15 protein-coding genes are annotated in these 16,826 nt (G+C 64.5%); 14 read left to right on the top strand and 1 reads right to left on the bottom strand.

The genetic code is table 11. The features are described 5' to 3' along the window. The first annotated feature begins 4 nt into the window (after positions 1-4). The 8 genes from DESUT3_RS14360 (at position 5) to DESUT3_RS14325 (ending at position 9,035) form a co-directional block, all read left to right on the top strand. A complete protein-coding gene (locus DESUT3_RS14360; protein WP_221249168.1) occupies positions 5-2,584 on the top strand; it encodes a secretin N-terminal domain-containing protein in 2,580 nt (859 codons plus the stop codon). Between the two features lie 7 nt (positions 2,585-2,591). Next, positions 2,592-3,095, top strand: coding sequence for a prepilin-type N-terminal cleavage/methylation domain-containing protein (locus DESUT3_RS14355; protein ID WP_221249167.1), 504 nt, complete (start codon positions 2,592-2,594; stop codon positions 3,093-3,095). A 7-nt stretch (positions 3,096-3,102) separates the two neighbouring features. Beyond that, positions 3,103-3,513, top strand: coding sequence for a type IV pilin protein (locus DESUT3_RS14350; RefSeq protein ID WP_221249166.1), 411 nt, complete (start codon positions 3,103-3,105; stop codon positions 3,511-3,513). Positions 3,514-3,519: 6 nt separating this feature from the next. Continuing rightward, the gene (ftsE, locus tag DESUT3_RS14345; protein ID WP_221249165.1) at positions 3,520-4,230 is read left to right on the top strand and encodes a cell division ATP-binding protein FtsE; all 711 of its coding nucleotides are present in this window, start codon (positions 3,520-3,522) and stop codon (positions 4,228-4,230) included. 78 nt (positions 4,231-4,308) lie between these two features. Next, positions 4,309-5,205, top strand: coding sequence for a permease-like cell division protein FtsX (ftsX, locus tag DESUT3_RS14340; RefSeq protein WP_221249164.1), 897 nt, complete (start codon positions 4,309-4,311; stop codon positions 5,203-5,205). A 62-nt stretch (positions 5,206-5,267) separates the two neighbouring features. Beyond that, positions 5,268-6,380 (top strand): murein hydrolase activator EnvC family protein, encoded by a 1,113-nt coding sequence (locus DESUT3_RS14335; protein WP_221249163.1) that lies wholly within the window; start codon positions 5,268-5,270, stop codon positions 6,378-6,380. 23 nt (positions 6,381-6,403) lie between these two features. After that, positions 6,404-7,729, top strand: a complete 1,326-nt coding sequence (locus DESUT3_RS14330) for a S41 family peptidase (RefSeq protein WP_221252565.1) — start codon at positions 6,404-6,406, stop codon at positions 7,727-7,729. Between the two features lie 67 nt (positions 7,730-7,796). Beyond that, positions 7,797-9,035 carry a divergent polysaccharide deacetylase family protein gene (locus DESUT3_RS14325; RefSeq protein WP_221249162.1) on the top strand — a complete coding sequence of 413 codons (1,239 nt, stop codon included), beginning with the start codon at positions 7,797-7,799 and terminating at the stop codon, positions 9,033-9,035. Positions 9,036-9,062: 27 nt separating this feature from the next. Here DESUT3_RS14325 and DESUT3_RS14320 read toward each other — a convergent pair whose 3' ends face one another. After that, positions 9,063-10,454, bottom strand: a complete 1,392-nt coding sequence (locus DESUT3_RS14320; RefSeq protein WP_221249161.1) for a ParA family protein — start codon at positions 10,452-10,454, stop codon at positions 9,063-9,065. A gap of 114 nt (positions 10,455-10,568) precedes the next feature. Between DESUT3_RS14320 and xseA the strand changes: the two genes are divergently transcribed. The 6 genes from xseA to DESUT3_RS14290 all read left to right on the top strand — a co-directional run bounded on the left by xseA (position 10,569) and on the right by DESUT3_RS14290 (position 16,826). Next, the gene (gene xseA, locus DESUT3_RS14315) at positions 10,569-11,768 is read left to right on the top strand and encodes an exodeoxyribonuclease VII large subunit (protein WP_221249160.1); all 1,200 of its coding nucleotides are present in this window, start codon (positions 10,569-10,571) and stop codon (positions 11,766-11,768) included. Further along, the gene (locus DESUT3_RS14310; RefSeq protein WP_221249159.1) at positions 11,765-12,607 is read left to right on the top strand and encodes a M23 family metallopeptidase; all 843 of its coding nucleotides are present in this window, start codon (positions 11,765-11,767) and stop codon (positions 12,605-12,607) included. The genes xseA and DESUT3_RS14310 overlap by 4 nt, the downstream gene beginning before the upstream one ends. A 75-nt stretch (positions 12,608-12,682) precedes the next feature. Continuing rightward, positions 12,683-12,910: an exodeoxyribonuclease VII small subunit gene (gene xseB / locus DESUT3_RS14305; RefSeq protein ID WP_221249158.1), complete on the top strand. Its 228-nt coding sequence runs from the start codon at positions 12,683-12,685 to the stop codon at positions 12,908-12,910. Positions 12,911-12,935: 25 nt separating this feature from the next. Further along, positions 12,936-13,826, top strand: coding sequence for a polyprenyl synthetase family protein (locus DESUT3_RS14300; RefSeq protein WP_221249157.1), 891 nt, complete (start codon positions 12,936-12,938; stop codon positions 13,824-13,826). Positions 13,827-13,881: 55 nt separating this feature from the next. Further along, the gene (gene dxs / locus DESUT3_RS14295) at positions 13,882-15,807 is read left to right on the top strand and encodes a 1-deoxy-D-xylulose-5-phosphate synthase (RefSeq protein WP_221252564.1); all 1,926 of its coding nucleotides are present in this window, start codon (positions 13,882-13,884) and stop codon (positions 15,805-15,807) included. Between the two features lie 188 nt (positions 15,808-15,995). Next, the gene (locus DESUT3_RS14290) at positions 15,996-16,826 is read left to right on the top strand and encodes an HDOD domain-containing protein (protein WP_221249156.1); all 831 of its coding nucleotides are present in this window, start codon (positions 15,996-15,998) and stop codon (positions 16,824-16,826) included.

Below are 16,826 nucleotides of genomic sequence, written 5' to 3'. Positions count from 1 at the left end.
GCAGATGAATTTTAAGAGAATCAGTCGATTTCTTTCGATGATGGCCTTGGTGGTGATGCTTGGAGGGTGTGCCGCCAACCATGCCTTTATAAACGGGGAACAGCTGCTCCAGGAGGGGAAGTACGACGAAGCCGTCGCCCAGCTGATGCTCGCGGTTTCGCAGAACCCGGACAATAACGAGTACCGCAGCCGGCTGCGCATGGCCCGCAGCCAGGCCGCTACCGAGTATCTAAAAAAGGGGCGAAAATACCTGGACCAGGATGATTACCGCAGCGCCGCTGCGGCTTTCAGCCAGGCGTTCGCCCTGGATAATACCCTCGAGACTGCCGGGCAGCAGTTGAAACTGGCCGAGGAGCAGTTGCGCGCCGAGGGGTTGGTGGATGAAGCCGAGGAGTTTATCAAGTCCCGGCGTTTCTCCCAGGCCAAGAACAATCTCGACCAGGCGCTGATTCTCGCTCCGGGCAACGCCCGTGCCCGGGAACTGCTCGCCAGGGCCAGCGAAGGGCCGCGGACGGTCATCGACGGCCAGGAGCTGGACGTGGCCTCGGACAAGAAGATCACCCTCAAGTTCAAGGACGCCCAACTGAAGGATATCTTCGGTATCCTGACCAAGCTGTCGGGGATCAATTTCATCTTCGACGAGGACATCCGCACGCAGACGGTTTCGGTGTTCCTGGAGGAGGCCAGCTTCGCCCAGGCCCTGCAGTTGCTGCTGAAGATGAACGACCTCGGCAAGAAGGTGCTCAATCCCAAAACCATCATCGTCTATCCACGTACCAAGGAAAAGGACAAGCAGTTCGAAGACCAGCTGATCCAGACCTTCTACCTTTCCAATATCGATGCGAAAAAAGCCGTGAACCTGCTGCGCACCATGCTGCAGCTGCGCAAGATCTACGTCCACGAGGAACTCAACGCCCTGGTGATCCGCGACAACCCGGACGTGATCCGCCTGGCCCAGCAGATCCTCGAGGCTTCGGACCGGGCCGATGCCGAGGTGGTGTTCGATCTTGAGGTGGTGGAGGTGAGCCACACCGATACCCTGACCCTCGGGCCCAAGCTCAGCAACTACAACGTCTCAGTCGGGGTAAGCAAGGGCAACCCGGCCACCATCGTGGCCAACAGCCTGAGTTCCGGCACCAGCACCGAGAATCTGGTCCACAGCGTGAGAAACCTGGATACCTTTTACACGCTGCCGACCGCCACTTTCGATTTCGCCAAGTCACTTACCGACTCCGAGGTTCTGGCCAGCCCCAAAATCCGTGTCAAGAACAAGGACAAGGCCAAGGTGCATATCGGTACCCGCGAACCGGTGATTACCGTAACCACATCAGGGGAAACCACCTCGGACAATATTCAATACGTTGACGTTGGTATCAAGCTCGATGTCGAGCCGACAATTCAGCTTGACGACACGGTGGCCACCAAACTGTCCCTCGAGGTCAGCAGTGTCTCCGACCGCCAGACGACCACCAACGGCTCGGTGGCCCTGACCATCACCACGACCAACGCCCAGACCGGTCTGACCCTCAAGGATGGTGAGCAGACAATCATCGGTGGGCTGATTCGTGACGACAAGTCCAAGGGGCGTACCACTATCCCCTTCCTGGGGGAACTGCCGGTCATCGGCAACCTGTTCACCGGTCATAACAATACCAAGCAGAAACGGGAAATTCTGCTATCGATCACGCCACATATCGTGCGCAGTCTCGATCTGCCCCGGGTCGACGTCGCCAGTATCTGGTCCGGCGGGGAGGATGACCTGAAAGCCGGCCCCAATTTCGGCGCTTTTGCTACCACCTTCGAACCGGTGACGGACCAGGGACCGATTCCCCTGGCCCCCTCCAGCCAGCAGCCGTCCGAGCTCCCCGATCCGGAGATGACCCCGGCGCTCGAACTGCAGCCGGCCCCCGGCGCCCGTGTCCTGCCCGGTGGCGTCCCGCCGGTACCTTCAGCCGGAGAGCTGCAGCCCGGGTCGCTGCTGCCTGCCGGGCCGATCGAGCCTCTCCAGTCGCCCGCACCCCCGGCGGCCGGCCCCACTGCCGCCGTGGTGGAGCAGCCCACCCCCGTAGCGCCGGCACCCTTGCCGGCCGCGCCCCCGCAGGCTGCGGCCGTACCGGCTCCTGCCGTGCCCCAGGTGGTCGTTCCGGCCATCGAGGTACCCGCTGCCGGGGGCAAGGCCCGCGTGTACATGAGCGGGCCCCAGCAGGTCCCGGTCGGCCAGGAGTTCACCCTGGCGATCGAGGTGGCCGAGGTCGAGGGGCTTTACAGCGCCCCGCTGTTCGTCAACTACGACGCGGCCAAGGCTGAATTCATCAGGGCCGAAGAGGGCAGCTTCCTCGGCCAGGGCGGGCGGCCCACCATTTTTACCTCGAGCGCCAACCCCGAGCGGGGCCAACTGATCATCGGCTACAAGCAGGGCCTCGGCGGGCAGGGGGCCAGCGGCGGCGGCACCCTGGCCAGGCTGGTCTTCCGCGCCAAGGGGGCCGGCACCGCGCTGCTGAACCTGGACCGGATCAATTTCCGCAGTCCGGCGGGGCAGCGGCTCAGTGTCGACCGCTCGGGGCTGGCCGTGGAGATCCGTTAGGAGTATCATGAACAAGGCGTTCAACCCGCGCGGGCAACGGGGCCTGACCCTGGTCGAGCTGATCATCGCCATGGCGATCCTGGCCATCCTGGCGGCGGCGGTGCTGCCTATGGCCGAGGTGACCGTCAAGCGCACCAAGGAGCTGGAGTTGCGCCGGGCGCTGCGGACCATCCGCACGGCCATCGACGATTACCATGCGGATTTTCTCAAGGCGGCCTACCCCGAGGCCGGGCAGCCCCGAAGATACACCCCGGCCATCGACGAAACCGGCTACCCCGAAGAGTTGGAGGACCTGGTGGAGGGGACCGACTGGGGTGGACTCTATCAGTTCAAGAAAAAGTACCTGCGGCGCATCCCCAAAGATCCCTTCGACAAGTACGACGAGGGGTGGGGGTTGCGCTCCTACGCCGACGAACCCGATTCCACCGTATATGGCGGCGAGGACATCTACGACGTCTACTCGCAGAGCGAGGAGACCGCCCTGGACGGAACCATTTACAACACCTGGTAAGTAAACCATGAGCCTGTTAAAAACGCAGCGCGGCAATGCCAGGGGCTTTACCCTGATCGAATTGCTGATCGTCATGACCATCATCGGCATTCTGGCCAGCATCGCCGTACCCAGCTACCAGCGCAGTCTCATCAAGGCCCGCGAGGCGGTTCTGCTGGAGGACCTCTACCAGATCCGCCGGGCGATCGACGCCTATTTCGCCGACAAGGCCCAGTACCCCAACGACCTGGCCGAACTGGTGGAGAACCGCTACCTGCGGGGGATCCCCGTTGACCCTTTCACCCAGTCGAGCGAAACCTGGGAGACCATCCCGCCCGAGCCCGGCCCCGACGGCGAGTTCGTCGAGGGCGGGGTGTTCGACGTGCACAGCAGCAGCGACCTGGTGGGGCTCAATGGTATTCCTTATCGGGAGTGGTAGGCGCCGATGATTCAACTGCACAACGTCTGCAAGTCCTATCAGAAAGATTCCGCGGCCCTGGAGGAGATCAACCTGAAAATCCCCAAGGGCGATTTCGTCTATATCACCGGCGCTTCGGGGGCCGGCAAGTCGACCCTTCTCAAGCTGCTCTACTGCGCGGAAAAACCGAGCCGGGGACAGATCCTCATCGACGGCCAGAACGTCACCCGCATGGGCCTGGGCCGCATCCCGCGGCTGCGGCGCAGATTGGGGATCGTGTTCCAGGACTTCAAGCTGCTCAACCGGCGCACGGTGTTCGAGAACGTCGCCTTTCCGCTCGAGGTGCAGGGGCGCAAGCGCTACGAGGTCAGCAAGAAGGTGTTTCATACCCTCAAGATGGTGGGCCTCGAGCACAAACTGCAGCGCCACCCCCTGGAACTCTCCGGCGGTGAACAGCAGCGGGTCGCGGTGGCCAGGGCCCTGGTGATCGACCCGGTGGTGCTGATTGCCGACGAGCCGACCGGCAACCTCGACCCCGAAGTCGCCCTGGAGATCATGGAGCTGTTCAAGGGGGCCAACGCCCGCGGCTCCACCGTGCTGCTGGCCACCCACGACCGGGAAATGATCCGGCGCATCCCCCGGCGGGTCATCACCCTGGACCAGGGGCGCCTGGTGGACGACCGCGCCCCCTATGATACGGTGCCCGGCGAGGAGGAGGCAGAAAGGTGGGAGCTGTGAGCCGCGCCAGTTTAAGGACGCCTTCGCCCCTCGGGTTTTATCCCTTACGCCTCACGGACTGATTGAAGAGGTTTTGCCTTGCTCGAACGACTCGTCTATTTCTTTCTCAGGGCGCTGCGCAACATGCGCCAGAGCCCTTTCATCTGCAGCGTCGCGGTGGGGACGGTGGCGGTGGCCCTGACCATCATGGCCTTTTTCGCCATCGTCGTGCTCAATGTTCAGCAGCTTACCTCGCGATGGAGCCAGGAGGTGGAGGTCACCGCCTATTTCGAGGTGCTGCCCCCCAAGGACCAGATCAAGACCTGGATCGGTGAAATCGAAGCCCTGCCCCAGGTGGAGCGGGTCACCTTCGTCACCAGCCAGGAGGCCTTCGCCAGGTTCCGCGAGCGGCTTGGAAGTGACGCCGAACTGCTCGAGGGGATGGAAGCCGATTTCCTGCCGGCTTCCCTGGAGATCTCGCTGCAAGAAGATTTTCGCAACCCGAAGGGGGTTGAGGCCCTGGTCGCCAGCCTGCGGCAGAAGCCCGCACTCAGCGACCTGCACTACGGCCAGCAGTGGCTCGAGCGCTTCGAGGCCTTTGTCTCCATGTTAAAGGTGGCAGGAGCCATTCTCGGTGGTTTTCTGTTGTTTGCCGCTCTGTTCATCGTGTCCAACACCATCAAACTGACTATCTACGCCCGGCGTGATGAACTGGAGGTCATGGCCCTGGTCGGCGCCACCTCCATGTTCATCAAGACACCCTTTCTGATCGAGGGGGCTTTCCAGGGGGCCCTGGGGGGGCTGCTTTCCCTGGGGGGAACCTACGCCCTGTTCCAGATATTTCTGAAAAAAGGGCTGACCGACCTGCTGCTGGTCACCAACATCGGTGGCGTCTCCTTTCTACCCACATCATTTCAGTTCATGCTGGTCTCGGCAGGGGTGGCGCTGGGCCTGTTCGGCAGCTTGATGTCTCTGCGCAAATTTGTCCGGATCTAACGGTGCCTCGTTTCCCACGCCCATATGAAAGGAAGCCGGGCGCAGTCCTGGCCGCCAGCCTTTTGGCGATTCTCCTCTCGGTGTCCGGCTCCTGGGGCGAAAAGCTCGATGAGAGCCGCAAGACCCTCGAGGATATTCAGCGGCGCATCGAAGAGACCTCCCGTCAGCTGGAGAAAAAGCAGGTCGAAAAGGGGAAACTGGCCGAGGATCTGAAAACCGTTGATCGGGAACTCGACAAGCTGACCCAGCGGGTTTCGACCTTAAACCGACAGATCGATTCCCTTGCCCAGGATGCCCGCAAGCAGGAGGCCCTGGTGGGTCAGGCGCGCCGCGACATCGCCGGAATCGAAGCGCGCGTCCGTCAACGCCTGGTGGTTCTCTACAAGCGGGGCGAGGGCGGCGGGATGCGGATGCTGCTGGCCGGCGAATCGCCCCAACGCCTGGCCGAGGACTATATCTACTGGGGGCGCATCGTCCGGCGGGACCGGGAGCTCATGGCCGAATACCGGCAGCAGCTGGGAAAGCTCCAGGCCTCCCTGCAGCAACTGGAACAGTTGCGCAGACAGCAGCAAGCGGCACTGGATGAGCGGACCGCCGAGCAGCAGACGCTGCAGAAGGCTTCCCGTCTCAAGGCCGATCTGCTGGCCCGGGTCCGCAAGGACGAGGCGAGTCTCTCCGGACAGCTGGGCGAGCTTCGCGAGCGGGCCAAGCGCCTGGGCTCGCTGATCAAAAAACTTGAATCGGACAGACCCCGCGAGTATAGTGAAAAGTCGGGGGTTTTTGGGGCCCTGAAGGGGCGTCTCCCCTGGCCGGTAAAAGGTCCGGTGAAGGTCGGATTCGGTACCGGCAGGCATCCCGAGCTGGGCACCATGTTCGAGAGCAACGGCATCGAGATCGCCACCGCCGTCGATCAGCCCATTGCGGCCGTGGCCGCGGGGCGGGTCGCCTTCGCCAACTGGTTCAAGGGGTACGGCAACCTGCTCATCGTCGATCACGGGGACAGCTTCTTTACCCTCTACGCCCATGCCTCCCGGCTCAACAAAAAGGTCGGGGACCGGGTCGCCGCCGGCGAAACCGTCGGCGCCTCGGGATTCGAGGGGAGCAGGACGGTATATTTCGAGATCCGCAAGGGCGGCGCACCTCAGGACCCGCAAGCCTGGCTTGTCAAGCGTTAGCCCATTTTAACCGGAGGATAATGATGTTCAAGGGAAAACGGTCGACTATCCTGGTGTGTCTGCTGGCGATGGTCCTGCTGGGCTGGATGTCGATCGGCAAGGTCAACCGCCTGGTGAGCGCCGAGGCCAAATCCCAGTACCAGGACCTCCAGCTGTTCACCGACGTGCTCTCCATCGTGCGCAAGAGCTACGTGGAGGAGGTCCCCCTCAAGGATCTTGTCTACGGGGCGATCAACGGGATGCTTTCCTCCCTCGACCCTCACTCCTCCTTCATGCCGCCGGAGATGTACAAGGAAATGAAGATCGATACCCGGGGTGAATTCGGCGGCCTGGGAATCGAGATCACGGTTCGCGACGGGCTTTTGACCATCGTCTCGCCCATCGAAGACACCCCCGCCTTCCGCGCCGGTCTCGAGGCCGGGGACCAGATCCTCAAGATCGAGGAGCGCTTCACCAAGGACATGACCATCATGGAGGCGGTCAAGTTGATGCGCGGGCCCAAGGGGACGAGCATCACCATCACCATCATGCGCGAGAGCTTCGACAAGCCCCGCGAATTCACCCTGACCCGCGAGATCATCAAGATCAAGAGTGTCAGGGCGCATACCCTCGAGGACGGTTTCGGCTATCTGCGCCTGGTCCAGTTCCAGGAGCATACCGCTGAGGATATGCAGAAGGCCCTGGAAACAATCCGCCGCGAGAACGGCGGCAGGCTCGAGGGGCTGGTGCTCGATCTGCGCAACAACCCCGGAGGACTTCTGGACCAGGCGATCGAGGTGACCGACGCATTTATCGGCGAGGGGCTGATCGTCTATACCGAGGGGCGTGAGGAAGGGAGCCGGATGCGTTTTTCCGCCCATAAACGGGAAACCGAACCCGACTACCCGATGGTGGTGCTGATCAACGGCGGCAGCGCAAGCGCTTCGGAGATCGTGGCCGGGGCCCTGCAGGACCACCGCCGGGCCGTGGTCATGGGGACTGCGAGTTTCGGCAAGGGGTCGGTTCAGACCATCATCCCCCTGAGCGACGACTCGGGGCTGCGGCTCACCACCGCCCGCTATTTCACCCCCAGCGGCCGTTCAATTCAGGCCCGCGGCATCGTACCGGATATCGTCGTGAAGCCCGTGGAAATAACGGAAACCAAGGACGGGCACTTCCGGGAAAAGGATCTGAAAAACCACTTCGAAACTCCTGAGGATCTTGAAAACCGCAGTGCCGAGCCGCAGGCGGAGCCCCCGGGTAAATTCTCCCTCGATCCCGAGGACAAGGAGGACTACCAGTTGATGAGGGCCCTCGACCTGCTCAAGGGGTGGCAGATCCTTAAGGGGATCAACGGCCACGCCGCCTGAGAAGCCTGTTACCAGCCAGGAGGGGGGATAGGTCATCCCCCCTCTTTCTATTTGATTTAACGCCTTTATGCCGCAGAAAAAAAAGTCCCGCAAGCCCGTCAAATCCGGCCGGTCGGCCAGCCCCCAAAAAACTCCTCGGCCCCGCCAGTCCGTCAAGGTTCTGCTGGCGGCCCTGTTCCTGCTCGGATTTCTGATTGCCAGCCTGGTGCTGCTCTCCCACCTGCGGGAAACCCTGCGCCCCGCCCCGGCAACGGCTCCGCCAACGGCGCCGGCACCGCTGCTCACCACCCCGGAGATCCCCGAACCGTCCGGGGTGAGCCGCGAGGATCTTCTCGACGATGTCAGGGTGGAGGTGGAAAGCGCGCTCTGGCGCAGCGGAATTGCTCCCGAGCAGATCCGGATGACCAGTGAGGTTGGGCTGGTTCTCTATGAGATCCGTGGAGACCTCCCGTCTCAGGAGATCCTTGACGATTGGGCCCGGCGGGTGCAGAAACTTGCCGATCCCCTGCGCCTGGTGGCTGACCCGGGCGGCCGGCAGGTGGAGATTCTCTGGGAGCAGGGCCCCTGGTTCAGGCTCCGGTTCAGTGCTCCGCAGATCGCGGCGCCGAGCGCTCCGCAGATCACTGCGCCCCGGACAGGGGGAGGGCGGGTGGCCATCATCATGGACGATCTCGGTCGCGACCCGCAGGCCGCCAGGGAACTGCTGGCTCTCGATGTGCCGGTGACCTTTGCGATTCTGCCAGGGGAGAGCCATGCGGCGAGGGTCGCCGAAATGGCCCACCGCGGGGGCCGCGAAGTGATGATCCATATCCCGATGGAGCCGCAGAGCTACCCCGCCACCAACCCGGGTGACGACGCCCTGCTGCTCGCCCAGTCCCCGGAGGAGATCCGGCGCCGCTTCAGGGGGTTCTTGGCCCAGGTCCCCTATGCCGCCGGTGGCAACAACCACATGGGTTCGCGGTTTACCGAGGATCGCCCGCAGATGGAGGTGGTGCTCGAGGAGATGAAGGCGGCCGGGCTGTTTTTTGTCGACAGCCTGACCTCCGGGCGCTCGGTGGCCTATACCGAGGCCCGCAGGCTCGGTTTGCCCGCCGCGGTGCGGGATCGCTTTTTGGACAACGTCCAGGAGGTCGACGCCATCGCCCGCGAAATCCGCAAACTGGCGCAGTTGGCGCAGAGCCGGGGCAGCGCCGTGGGGATCTGCCATCCCCACGCCCAGACCCTGGCGGCCCTGCGGCGCGAGCAGGGGTATTTCCGGCAGTTGGGGGTCGAAGTGGTCCCCGTGTCCCAGTTGCTGCAGCGCTAGTCCCCCTCTGCGTTCCGGAAGAGGGGATCAGCGGGGCAGGCGGGCGGCGATGCGCTCCCGGACCTCGCCGAGGGCGGCGAACTCCTCGTCGAAGAGGACCGTTTCCGGAAGGTCGCTGCTCACCCGGCGAATCAGCAGAAAGCGATCGCCGGAGTGTTGCCCTGGGGGCAGCACCTGCTCGGCCAGGCGCAACAGCGGGGCGTTGCAGCGTCCCGCCTGGCCTCCCTCCAGGGACCTGAGTTCCACCTCCTTGACGGAGACTTCCAGGCCCTCATCATCGAAGCGGTGGAAGCACAGTCTCGGCAGGTCGGCCCCGGAGGAACGGCGCAGCACGAAGTAGGAACTCTGGGCCGACTCCCTGAACAGCTCCCGCAGCGGGTCTTCGGGGCCAACCTCGCGCCGCGACTGGTAGATGCCGCGGAAGATGGCATCGCAGAAACAATCCTCCTCGACAAAGGCGCTGAGGCTGCCGTCGGAGGTTTCGCAGTAATAGCCCACCGGGGCTATGCCCTGCTGGTCCACCAGGGGTTTTCCGCACAGCAGGCAGCCTGGCTGCAGCCCGGCCCGGCGGTCATCGAAGGCGCTGGCCCGGCGGGCCAGCTGGGCCTGGCGTTGCTGGCGGAAATCTTCCAGGCGCCGCTGGCCGGCATCGAGAATGTCGAGATAGACCTGGCGCGCCAGGTGAGCGAACTGCAGGTGGACGTCGGTACCGCGGCCATGGGTCAGCACCGGGTAGACCTTCCCCTGCGGATTGGTATTGAGGGACTCGACCTTGGGGCTCTTGGCGATGTATCCCTCGAGGCATTTGTAGCCCCGGTTGATGGCATAGGCCTTGAGCAGCTGGTAGGGGTCGCGGAAGGGGCCGTCGAAGTGAATCCGCGAATCGACCAGGCAGGGGAGCAGCCGCAGGGCCCGCCGCGACAAGCCCTGGGCGTCGAAAAACTCGTAGAGGTTTCGGCAGTTCTCCAGCGAGGGCGCGTCCTTTACCGGCACGATCACCCGGTCGGCGGCGAACAGGGCGTTCTGGGTGTAGATGTCCAGGTCGGGGCGGGTGTCGATGACCACCACGCCTTCGGGAGGCGAGTCGGCCAGCAGGCCGGCCAGTATTTCCGGAGAGCGCAGGTGCTCGCGCAAGGCCGCCAGCTTGCGGCTCGAGGGGATGAACTGAACCCCGTACTCGCCGGTTTCCAGCAGTTCGGTGGCGGGCACCCCCGCGAACAGGTCGCAGACATCGCCCTGGGGCTGGCGGCGGCCGATGCGGAACATTCGATCCACCGTGAAGTGGTTGTCGAAGCTGAGCACCGTCACCGGCAGGTTCTCGTTCAGCGCTTTGAGATAGATCGCCAGGTTGGTGGCCAGGGTGGTTTTGCCCACCCCGCCTTTTTCGCTCGATATGGTCACCACGTAGGGGAGTTGCATGATATATCCTCCGCGCACGGAAAGGGCCGCCTGAAGTTTTGTCGCCGCGAGCCATATGTAGGGTATTTCGTTCTTTTTGTCAATCCATAGCCACAAGATATAGTAGGTGATTCAATGCCCGTTTCGGGTTCCGCCCTCAGTGTTTCGCGCCTTGTCGCCCTGCTCAAGGAGGTCGTGGAGGAAAACTTCGTCCAGGTCCTGGTCGAGGGCGAGATATCCAACTTCGCCACACCCGCCTCGGGGCACCACTATTTCACCCTGAAGGACCAGGGGGCCCAGCTGCGCGCGGTCATGTTCCGCACCCAGAACCGGCTGCTGCCGTACCGGCCGGAAAACGGCATGCAGGTGGTCTGCTCCGGGCGGGTCTCGGTCTATTCCCAACGCGGTGAAATCCAGCTGGTGGTCGAAACCATGGAGCCCCTGGGGGCCGGAAGCCTGCAGGTGGCCTTCGAGCAGCTCAAGGCCCGGCTGAGCGCCGAAGGGCTGTTCGCCGCCGAACGCAAGCGCCCCCTGCCGGCCTTTCCCCGCACCATCGGCGTGGTAACCTCGGCAACGGGGGCGGCCATCCACGACATTCTCAACGTGCTGAAGCGGCGCGCCGCCGGGGTGCGGGTGCTGCTTTTCCCGGTGCGGGTGCAGGGGGAGGGGGCCGCCGCGGAGATCGCCGGGGCGATTGCCGCGCTCAATCGCCAAGGGCAGGCGGACGTGCTGATCGTGGGCCGCGGCGGCGGCTCGCTGGAGGATCTCTGGGCGTTTAACGAGGAGCCGGTGGCCCGCGCCATCCACGCTTCGCGGATTCCGGTCATCTCCGCGGTGGGTCACGAGGTCGATTTCACCATCGCCGACTTTGTCGCCGACCTGCGCGCCCCCACGCCCAGCGCAGCGGCGGAACTGGTGGTGAAGAGCCGCCTCGAGCTCGAGGGGCACCTCGACCACCTGGTCATGCGCCTGGCCGGGCAGATGCAGGGGCGCCTCGGATTGCTGCGGGAGCGGGTTGACGGGTTGGCCCGCCGGCTGCGTTCCCCCCGGCAGGAGCTGGCGAGAATGGACCAGCGCTGGCTCGAGCTCGAACGTCGGCTCCGGCAGGCCATGGCCGGCGGCCTGCGCGAACGGGGCCTGCGCCTGGGGGCCGCGGCGGCGCGCCTCGATGCCTTGTCCCCACTGCGTACCCTGAATCGGGGCTATGCCATCGTGTTCGACGAGAAGACCGGCGCAGCCGTCCGGGACTCGGCATCCCTCGTCCCTGGCGGGAGACTGCGCATTCGCCTGGCTCGCGGACAGCTGCGGGCCCGTGTTGAGGAGATCGAACCGTGAAAAGCCTGTTGCTGACCGTGCTTTTTCTGCTTCCCCTTGCTTGCCTGGCGGGTGAGCTTCGTTTGACGCCGTCGGCCGTCGAGGCCGGCGGGGTGGCGCTGCTGCGGTGGGAGGGAGCCACCCCCTCCAGTGCCACGGTCCGTTTTCGGGGCCAGATTATCGATCTGGCCCCGACTCCCGAGGGCGCCATGGCGCTGCTCGGCACCGACCTCGAGTTGCCGCCGGGAACCTACCCCTTGGAGGTCGCGCTGCTCGACCGGCAGGGGGCGACGTCCAACTGGCGGCTGGACCTCGTGGTGCGCAGCGCCAGTCACCCCGAGGAGCGGCTGACCCTGCCCGAGGAAATGGTTTCGCCGCAAGACCCGAAGGTTCTCAAGCGAATCGCCCGGGAGCGGGCCCAGCTGCAGAAGTTGTTCGCCACCCAGAGTTCCCCGCGGGCCCTGAGCCGATTCGCGCTGCCGGTGAACGACCCGCTCGGCAGCCCTTTCGGCCTGCGCAGGATTCTCAACGGCAAACCGCGTTCGCCCCATGCCGGGGTGGATTTTCGCAGCCCACGGGGGACCGCGGTCCAGGCCCCGGCCCCGGGGAGCGTCGCTTTTTCCGGGGAGCTCTACTACACGGGAAAAACGGTGATCCTGGACCATGGCGGCGGCCTCTTCTCCCTTTATGCCCATTTGGACGAAATCCGCTGCCGGGAGGGGGATCCCCTGGAGGCCGGCCAGGTTTTGGGGTTGGTGGGCAGCACCGGCCGCTCGACCGGGCCCCACCTGCACTGGGGGGCAAAATTGCGCTCGGAGCGCATCGATCCCCTGGCGCTGCATCGACTGCTGGGAGAATGAGGCGGGTTAAAAGCCTTGACGCAGGGTTGTTTGCCCGGCGATAATTTGATGTTTAAAGAGTTTTCGAGGTGACGTATGGAAGAGAAAACATCCTTCGAGGCTGCCCTGAGCGCCCTGGAGGAGTCGGTGGAGCGCCTGGAGAGCGGGGAACTTTCCCTGGAGCAGTCCCTGGCTTGCTTCGAGCAGGGGGTGCAGAGCGCCGCCCGCTGCCGGAAACTGCTCAAGGCGGTGGAAACCCGGGTCGAAGTCCTGCTGCAGGACCGCGACGGCAATCTGACCACCGCCCCCCTGGAAGAGCCCTGAACCCAGCATCCATCCCGGAGCCCCCATGGAACTGAACTCCTATCTGAAACACCACCTGGGCCGCGTGGACAAGGCCCTGGACACCTATCTGCCCGGCGAGAGCGTGCTGCCCCCCGCTCTGCACAAAGCCATGCGCTATTCGGTGTTCGCCGGGGGCAAGCGCCTGCGGCCCATCCTCATGATAGCCGCCAGCGAGGCGGTGGGCGGGGATTCCGAGCTGGTCCTGCCGGTAGCCTGCGCCCTGGAGATGATCCATACCTACTCCCTGATCCATGATGACCTGCCGGCCATGGACGATGACGATTTCCGCCGTGGCCGCCCCACCAACCACAAGGTGTTCGGCGAGGCCACGGCCATTCTGGCCGGGGACGCCCTGCTCACCGAGGCCTTCATCCTGCTTTCCCACCCCGAGGTGCTGCCCGGGGTGGCGGCCGAGACCCGTTGCCGGGTGATTCACACCATCGCCCGCTGCGCCGGGTCGCAGGGGATGGTCGGCGGGCAGGTTGTCGACATGGAATCGGAGGGCAGGGAGATCAGCTTTCCGACCCTGGAATATATTCACACCCGCAAGACCGGCGCGCTGATGCTGGCCTCCATCCAGGCCGGCGCCATGGTGGGAGGCTGCGACGAGGAGGCCTTCCGGGCGCTGACCCGCTACGGCGAGGCGGCCGGGCTGGCCTTCCAGATCGCCGACGACATTCTCGACGTGGTGGGGGACCAGGCACTGCTGGGCAAGGATGTCGGCAGTGACCAGCAGCGGGGCAAGGCGACCTATCCCGCCCTGCTGGGACTGGAGGCGGCCAGGGACCGAGCCGTGGAACTGCGCGACCTGGCCAACGAGGCCCTGGCGCCCTTCGGCGAGCGCGCCGAGCCCCTGCGGCAGATCGCCCACTACATTGTCGATCGAACCTCGTGATCCTTCGCCCCCCGGCCCCGCCGAGGGGCGGCAAATGGAAAAAGGACCGAAGCCCATGAGCGAGATCCTGCAGAATCTGACAAGCACCGAAGACCTTCGCCGGCTCAGCCTCGCCGAACTGAGGACCCTGGCCGATGAGATCCGGGACCAGATAATCCAGACGGTCTCCGCCAACGGCGGGCACCTGGCCAGCTCACTGGGGGTGGTCGAACTGAGCATCGCCCTGCACAGGGTTTTCGAGTCCCCCCGGGACAAGATCGTCTGGGATGTCGGCCACCAGGCCTATGCGCACAAGCTGCTGACCGGCCGGTTGGCGAGGTTCTGCACCCTGCGCCAGTTCGGTGGGCTCAGCGGTTTCCCCAAACGCGAGGAGAGCCCTCACGACTGTTTCGACGTCGGCCATTCCAGCACCTCCATATCCGCCGCGCTGGGGATGGCCGCGGCCCGGGATGTCCGAGGCGGGCGGGAGAAAATCGTGGCGGTCATCGGTGACGGCTCCCTGACTTCGGGGCTGGCCTTCGAGGGGCTCAACCAGGCCGGACATCTCGACAAGGACCTCATCGTGGTGCTCAACGACAACGAGATGTCAATCTCGCCGAATGTCGGCGCGCTCTCCTCGTTTCTGAGCCGGAAAATGACCTCGGACCTGTTCATGCGCCTGAAACGGGAGACGGAAAACCTGCTCAACCACATGCCCCGCTTCGGACGCGACCTGCTGAGCCTGGCCAAGCGGGCCGAGGATTCACTCAAGGGATTTCTGACCCCCGGCATGCTGTTTGAGGGGTTCGGCTTCGACTACGTGGGCCCCATCGACGGGCACCGATTCGATGAGTTGATCGAGGCCCTGCAGAATGTTTCGAAACTGCAGGGACCGACCCTGATTCACGTAGCGACCCGAAAAGGCAAGGGGTACGCTCCTGCCGAGGAAAATCCTTCGCTGTTTCACGGCATCGGTCCTTTTGACCCCGAAACGGGCAAGGTCAAGGCCGGCAAGGGAGGGACCCGCAGCTACACGGCGGTATTCGGCGAAACCCTGGTCGAACAGGCCGAGCAGGATCCGCGGGTGGTGGCCATCACCGCGGCCATGCTGGAGGGGACCGGCCTCGGGGAGTTTTCCCGGCGCTTCCCGGAAAGATTCTACGACGTGGGCATCGCCGAGCAGCATGCGGTAACCTTCGCGGCCGGACTGGCCTGTCACGGACTGCGGCCGACGGTGGCGGTCTATTCGACCTTTCTGCAGCGGGCCTACGACAACGTGTTGCATGATGTCTGCCTGCAGAACCTGCCGGTCGCCTTCGCCATGGACCGCGGAGGGCTGGTCGGGGCCGACGGCCCGACCCACCACGGTGTCTTCGACTATTCCTACCTGCGCCATATCCCCAACCTGGTGTTCATGGTCCCGCGCGACGAGGCGCAGCTGCGCAGGGCCATGGCCACCGCCCTGGCCTTTGACGGGCCTTTCGCCTACCGCTATCCGCGCGGCAACGGGACCGGCGCCGCCCTGGAGGGGGGAGCGCAGCCTGTGCCCATCGGCAAGGGCGAGTTGCTGCGGCAGGGAGAAGACGGGGTGATCTTCGCCATCGGCGTGAGTGTCGCCGAGGCTCTGGCGGCCGCGCAGCAGCTTCAGACCCAGGGCTTGTCCCTGGCCGTGGTCGATCCCTGCTTCCTCAAGCCCCTCGACCGCGAACTGCTGCTGGGCGAGGCGATTCGCACCGGGCTGGTGATCACCGTGGAAGAAAATGCCCTGCAGGGCGGCTTCGGCTCCGCGGTTCTGGAACTGCTGGCCGACGCCGGGGTGAGCCCGCGGGTCCTGCGCATCGGCCTGCCGGACCGTTTCGTCGAACAGGGAAGCCAGGACGAATTGAGGGCCCTGTGCGGCCTGGATGCTGCCGGCATAGTTCGCAGCATTCAACGCTTTGTCGGTCTGCCGGAGGCCGCCGCTGCTGGCGACGGTGCCGTCGGCAGCCCGGCGATCTGTTGAGCGAAAAGTCAGCCTTGGCCTTCTGTGCCCGGCAACCGGCGCGAGGACATCGGCTCTGCCCCGGGCGGGATATACCCGCGTCCTGGGGCAGGTCACCGGCAGTGCAGCAGCTGCGGAAATTGGGACATAGGAGATCTTGAATGCCGGAATGCGAAGCCGCGGGTTTACCTGAGGAGACCCGTCTCAGGTTGTTCCAACTGCAGGAAATCCCCCCCCCCTCGGGCATTGCCCTCGAGGCGCTGCGGGTTGCCGGGGACGAACAGGCCGATCTCGAGCAACTGGTGCGGCTCATCGAGAAAAGCCCGGAACTGGCGGTGCGAATCCTGCGCTGCGCCAACTCCGCCTACTATGGTCAGCGCCGGCATATACATTCGGTGCGTGAAGCGGTCATCCGGGTGCTCGGGCTCTCCATCTCCAAGGGGCTGATCCTGGCTCTGTCCATGGCCAGCGCCTTCAAGACTTCGACCTGCCCGGAATATCAGGTGCCCCGGCACTGGTTTGTGGCCATAGCCACCGCATCGCTGGCCCGAGACCTGGCAGCAGGGGTAACCAGCGAGGAAAAGGTCTCACCGGCCATGGCCTATTCCGCAGGGCTCATCCACAACCTCGGGCTGCTGGCCCTGGTGCATACCTTTCCCCGGGAAATGAACGAGGCCTTGAAGCACGGAGCGGTGGGGGAGTTGTCCCGCCGGATCGAAGCGCGGCTGGGCATGGACCACCGGCTGGCAGGCGGTTGGCTGGCCCAGCGCTGGGGCCTGCCCGAGGACCTTGTGCTGGCCGTTCGCCATCATGGTGCGGTGGACTACACGGGGAACCACTGGCCACTGGTGAGGCTTGTCGGCGGGGCCGCACGGATCGCCGACCGGCTGTTTATGGAGGGCGCCATGCCGCCCCTGCCGGCCGAATGGGGCGCAGGGTTGATTGCCGCGGGGGATTGTGAAGCAGCCATCCAGGGGATGCTGGAACAGCTCGACGAACTCAAGAGCCTGGCCCGGCAAATGGCCGGCAGCGGAGGTTGA

This window comes from Desulfuromonas versatilis, assembly GCF_019704135.1.
Taxonomy (GTDB): Bacteria; Desulfobacterota; Desulfuromonadia; order Desulfuromonadales; family NIT-T3; genus Desulfuromonas_A; species Desulfuromonas_A versatilis.
The sequence above is the reverse complement of the archived record's forward strand: the minus strand, read 5'-3'. Positions and strand labels throughout refer to the sequence as shown.

Coding starts and splice junctions, on each gene's coding strand:
- DESUT3_RS14355 (WP_221249167.1), top strand. CDS start 2,592: ATGAACAAGGCGTTCAACCCGCGCGGGCAACGGGGCCTGACCCTGGTC.
- DESUT3_RS14350 (WP_221249166.1), top strand. CDS start 3,103: ATGAGCCTGTTAAAAACGCAGCGCGGCAATGCCAGGGGCTTTACCCTG.
- DESUT3_RS14320 (WP_221249161.1), bottom strand. CDS start 10,454: ATGCAACTCCCCTACGTGGTGACCATATCGAGCGAAAAAGGCGGGGTG.
- xseA (WP_221249160.1), top strand. CDS start 10,569: ATGCCCGTTTCGGGTTCCGCCCTCAGTGTTTCGCGCCTTGTCGCCCTG.
- xseB (WP_221249158.1), top strand. CDS start 12,683: ATGGAAGAGAAAACATCCTTCGAGGCTGCCCTGAGCGCCCTGGAGGAG.
- DESUT3_RS14300 (WP_221249157.1), top strand. CDS start 12,936: ATGGAACTGAACTCCTATCTGAAACACCACCTGGGCCGCGTGGACAAG.
- DESUT3_RS14330 (WP_221252565.1), top strand. CDS start 6,404: ATGTTCAAGGGAAAACGGTCGACTATCCTGGTGTGTCTGCTGGCGATG.
- DESUT3_RS14360 (WP_221249168.1), top strand. CDS start 5: ATGAATTTTAAGAGAATCAGTCGATTTCTTTCGATGATGGCCTTGGTG.
- ftsE (WP_221249165.1), top strand. CDS start 3,520: ATGATTCAACTGCACAACGTCTGCAAGTCCTATCAGAAAGATTCCGCG.
- DESUT3_RS14325 (WP_221249162.1), top strand. CDS start 7,797: ATGCCGCAGAAAAAAAAGTCCCGCAAGCCCGTCAAATCCGGCCGGTCG.
- dxs (WP_221252564.1), top strand. CDS start 13,882: ATGAGCGAGATCCTGCAGAATCTGACAAGCACCGAAGACCTTCGCCGG.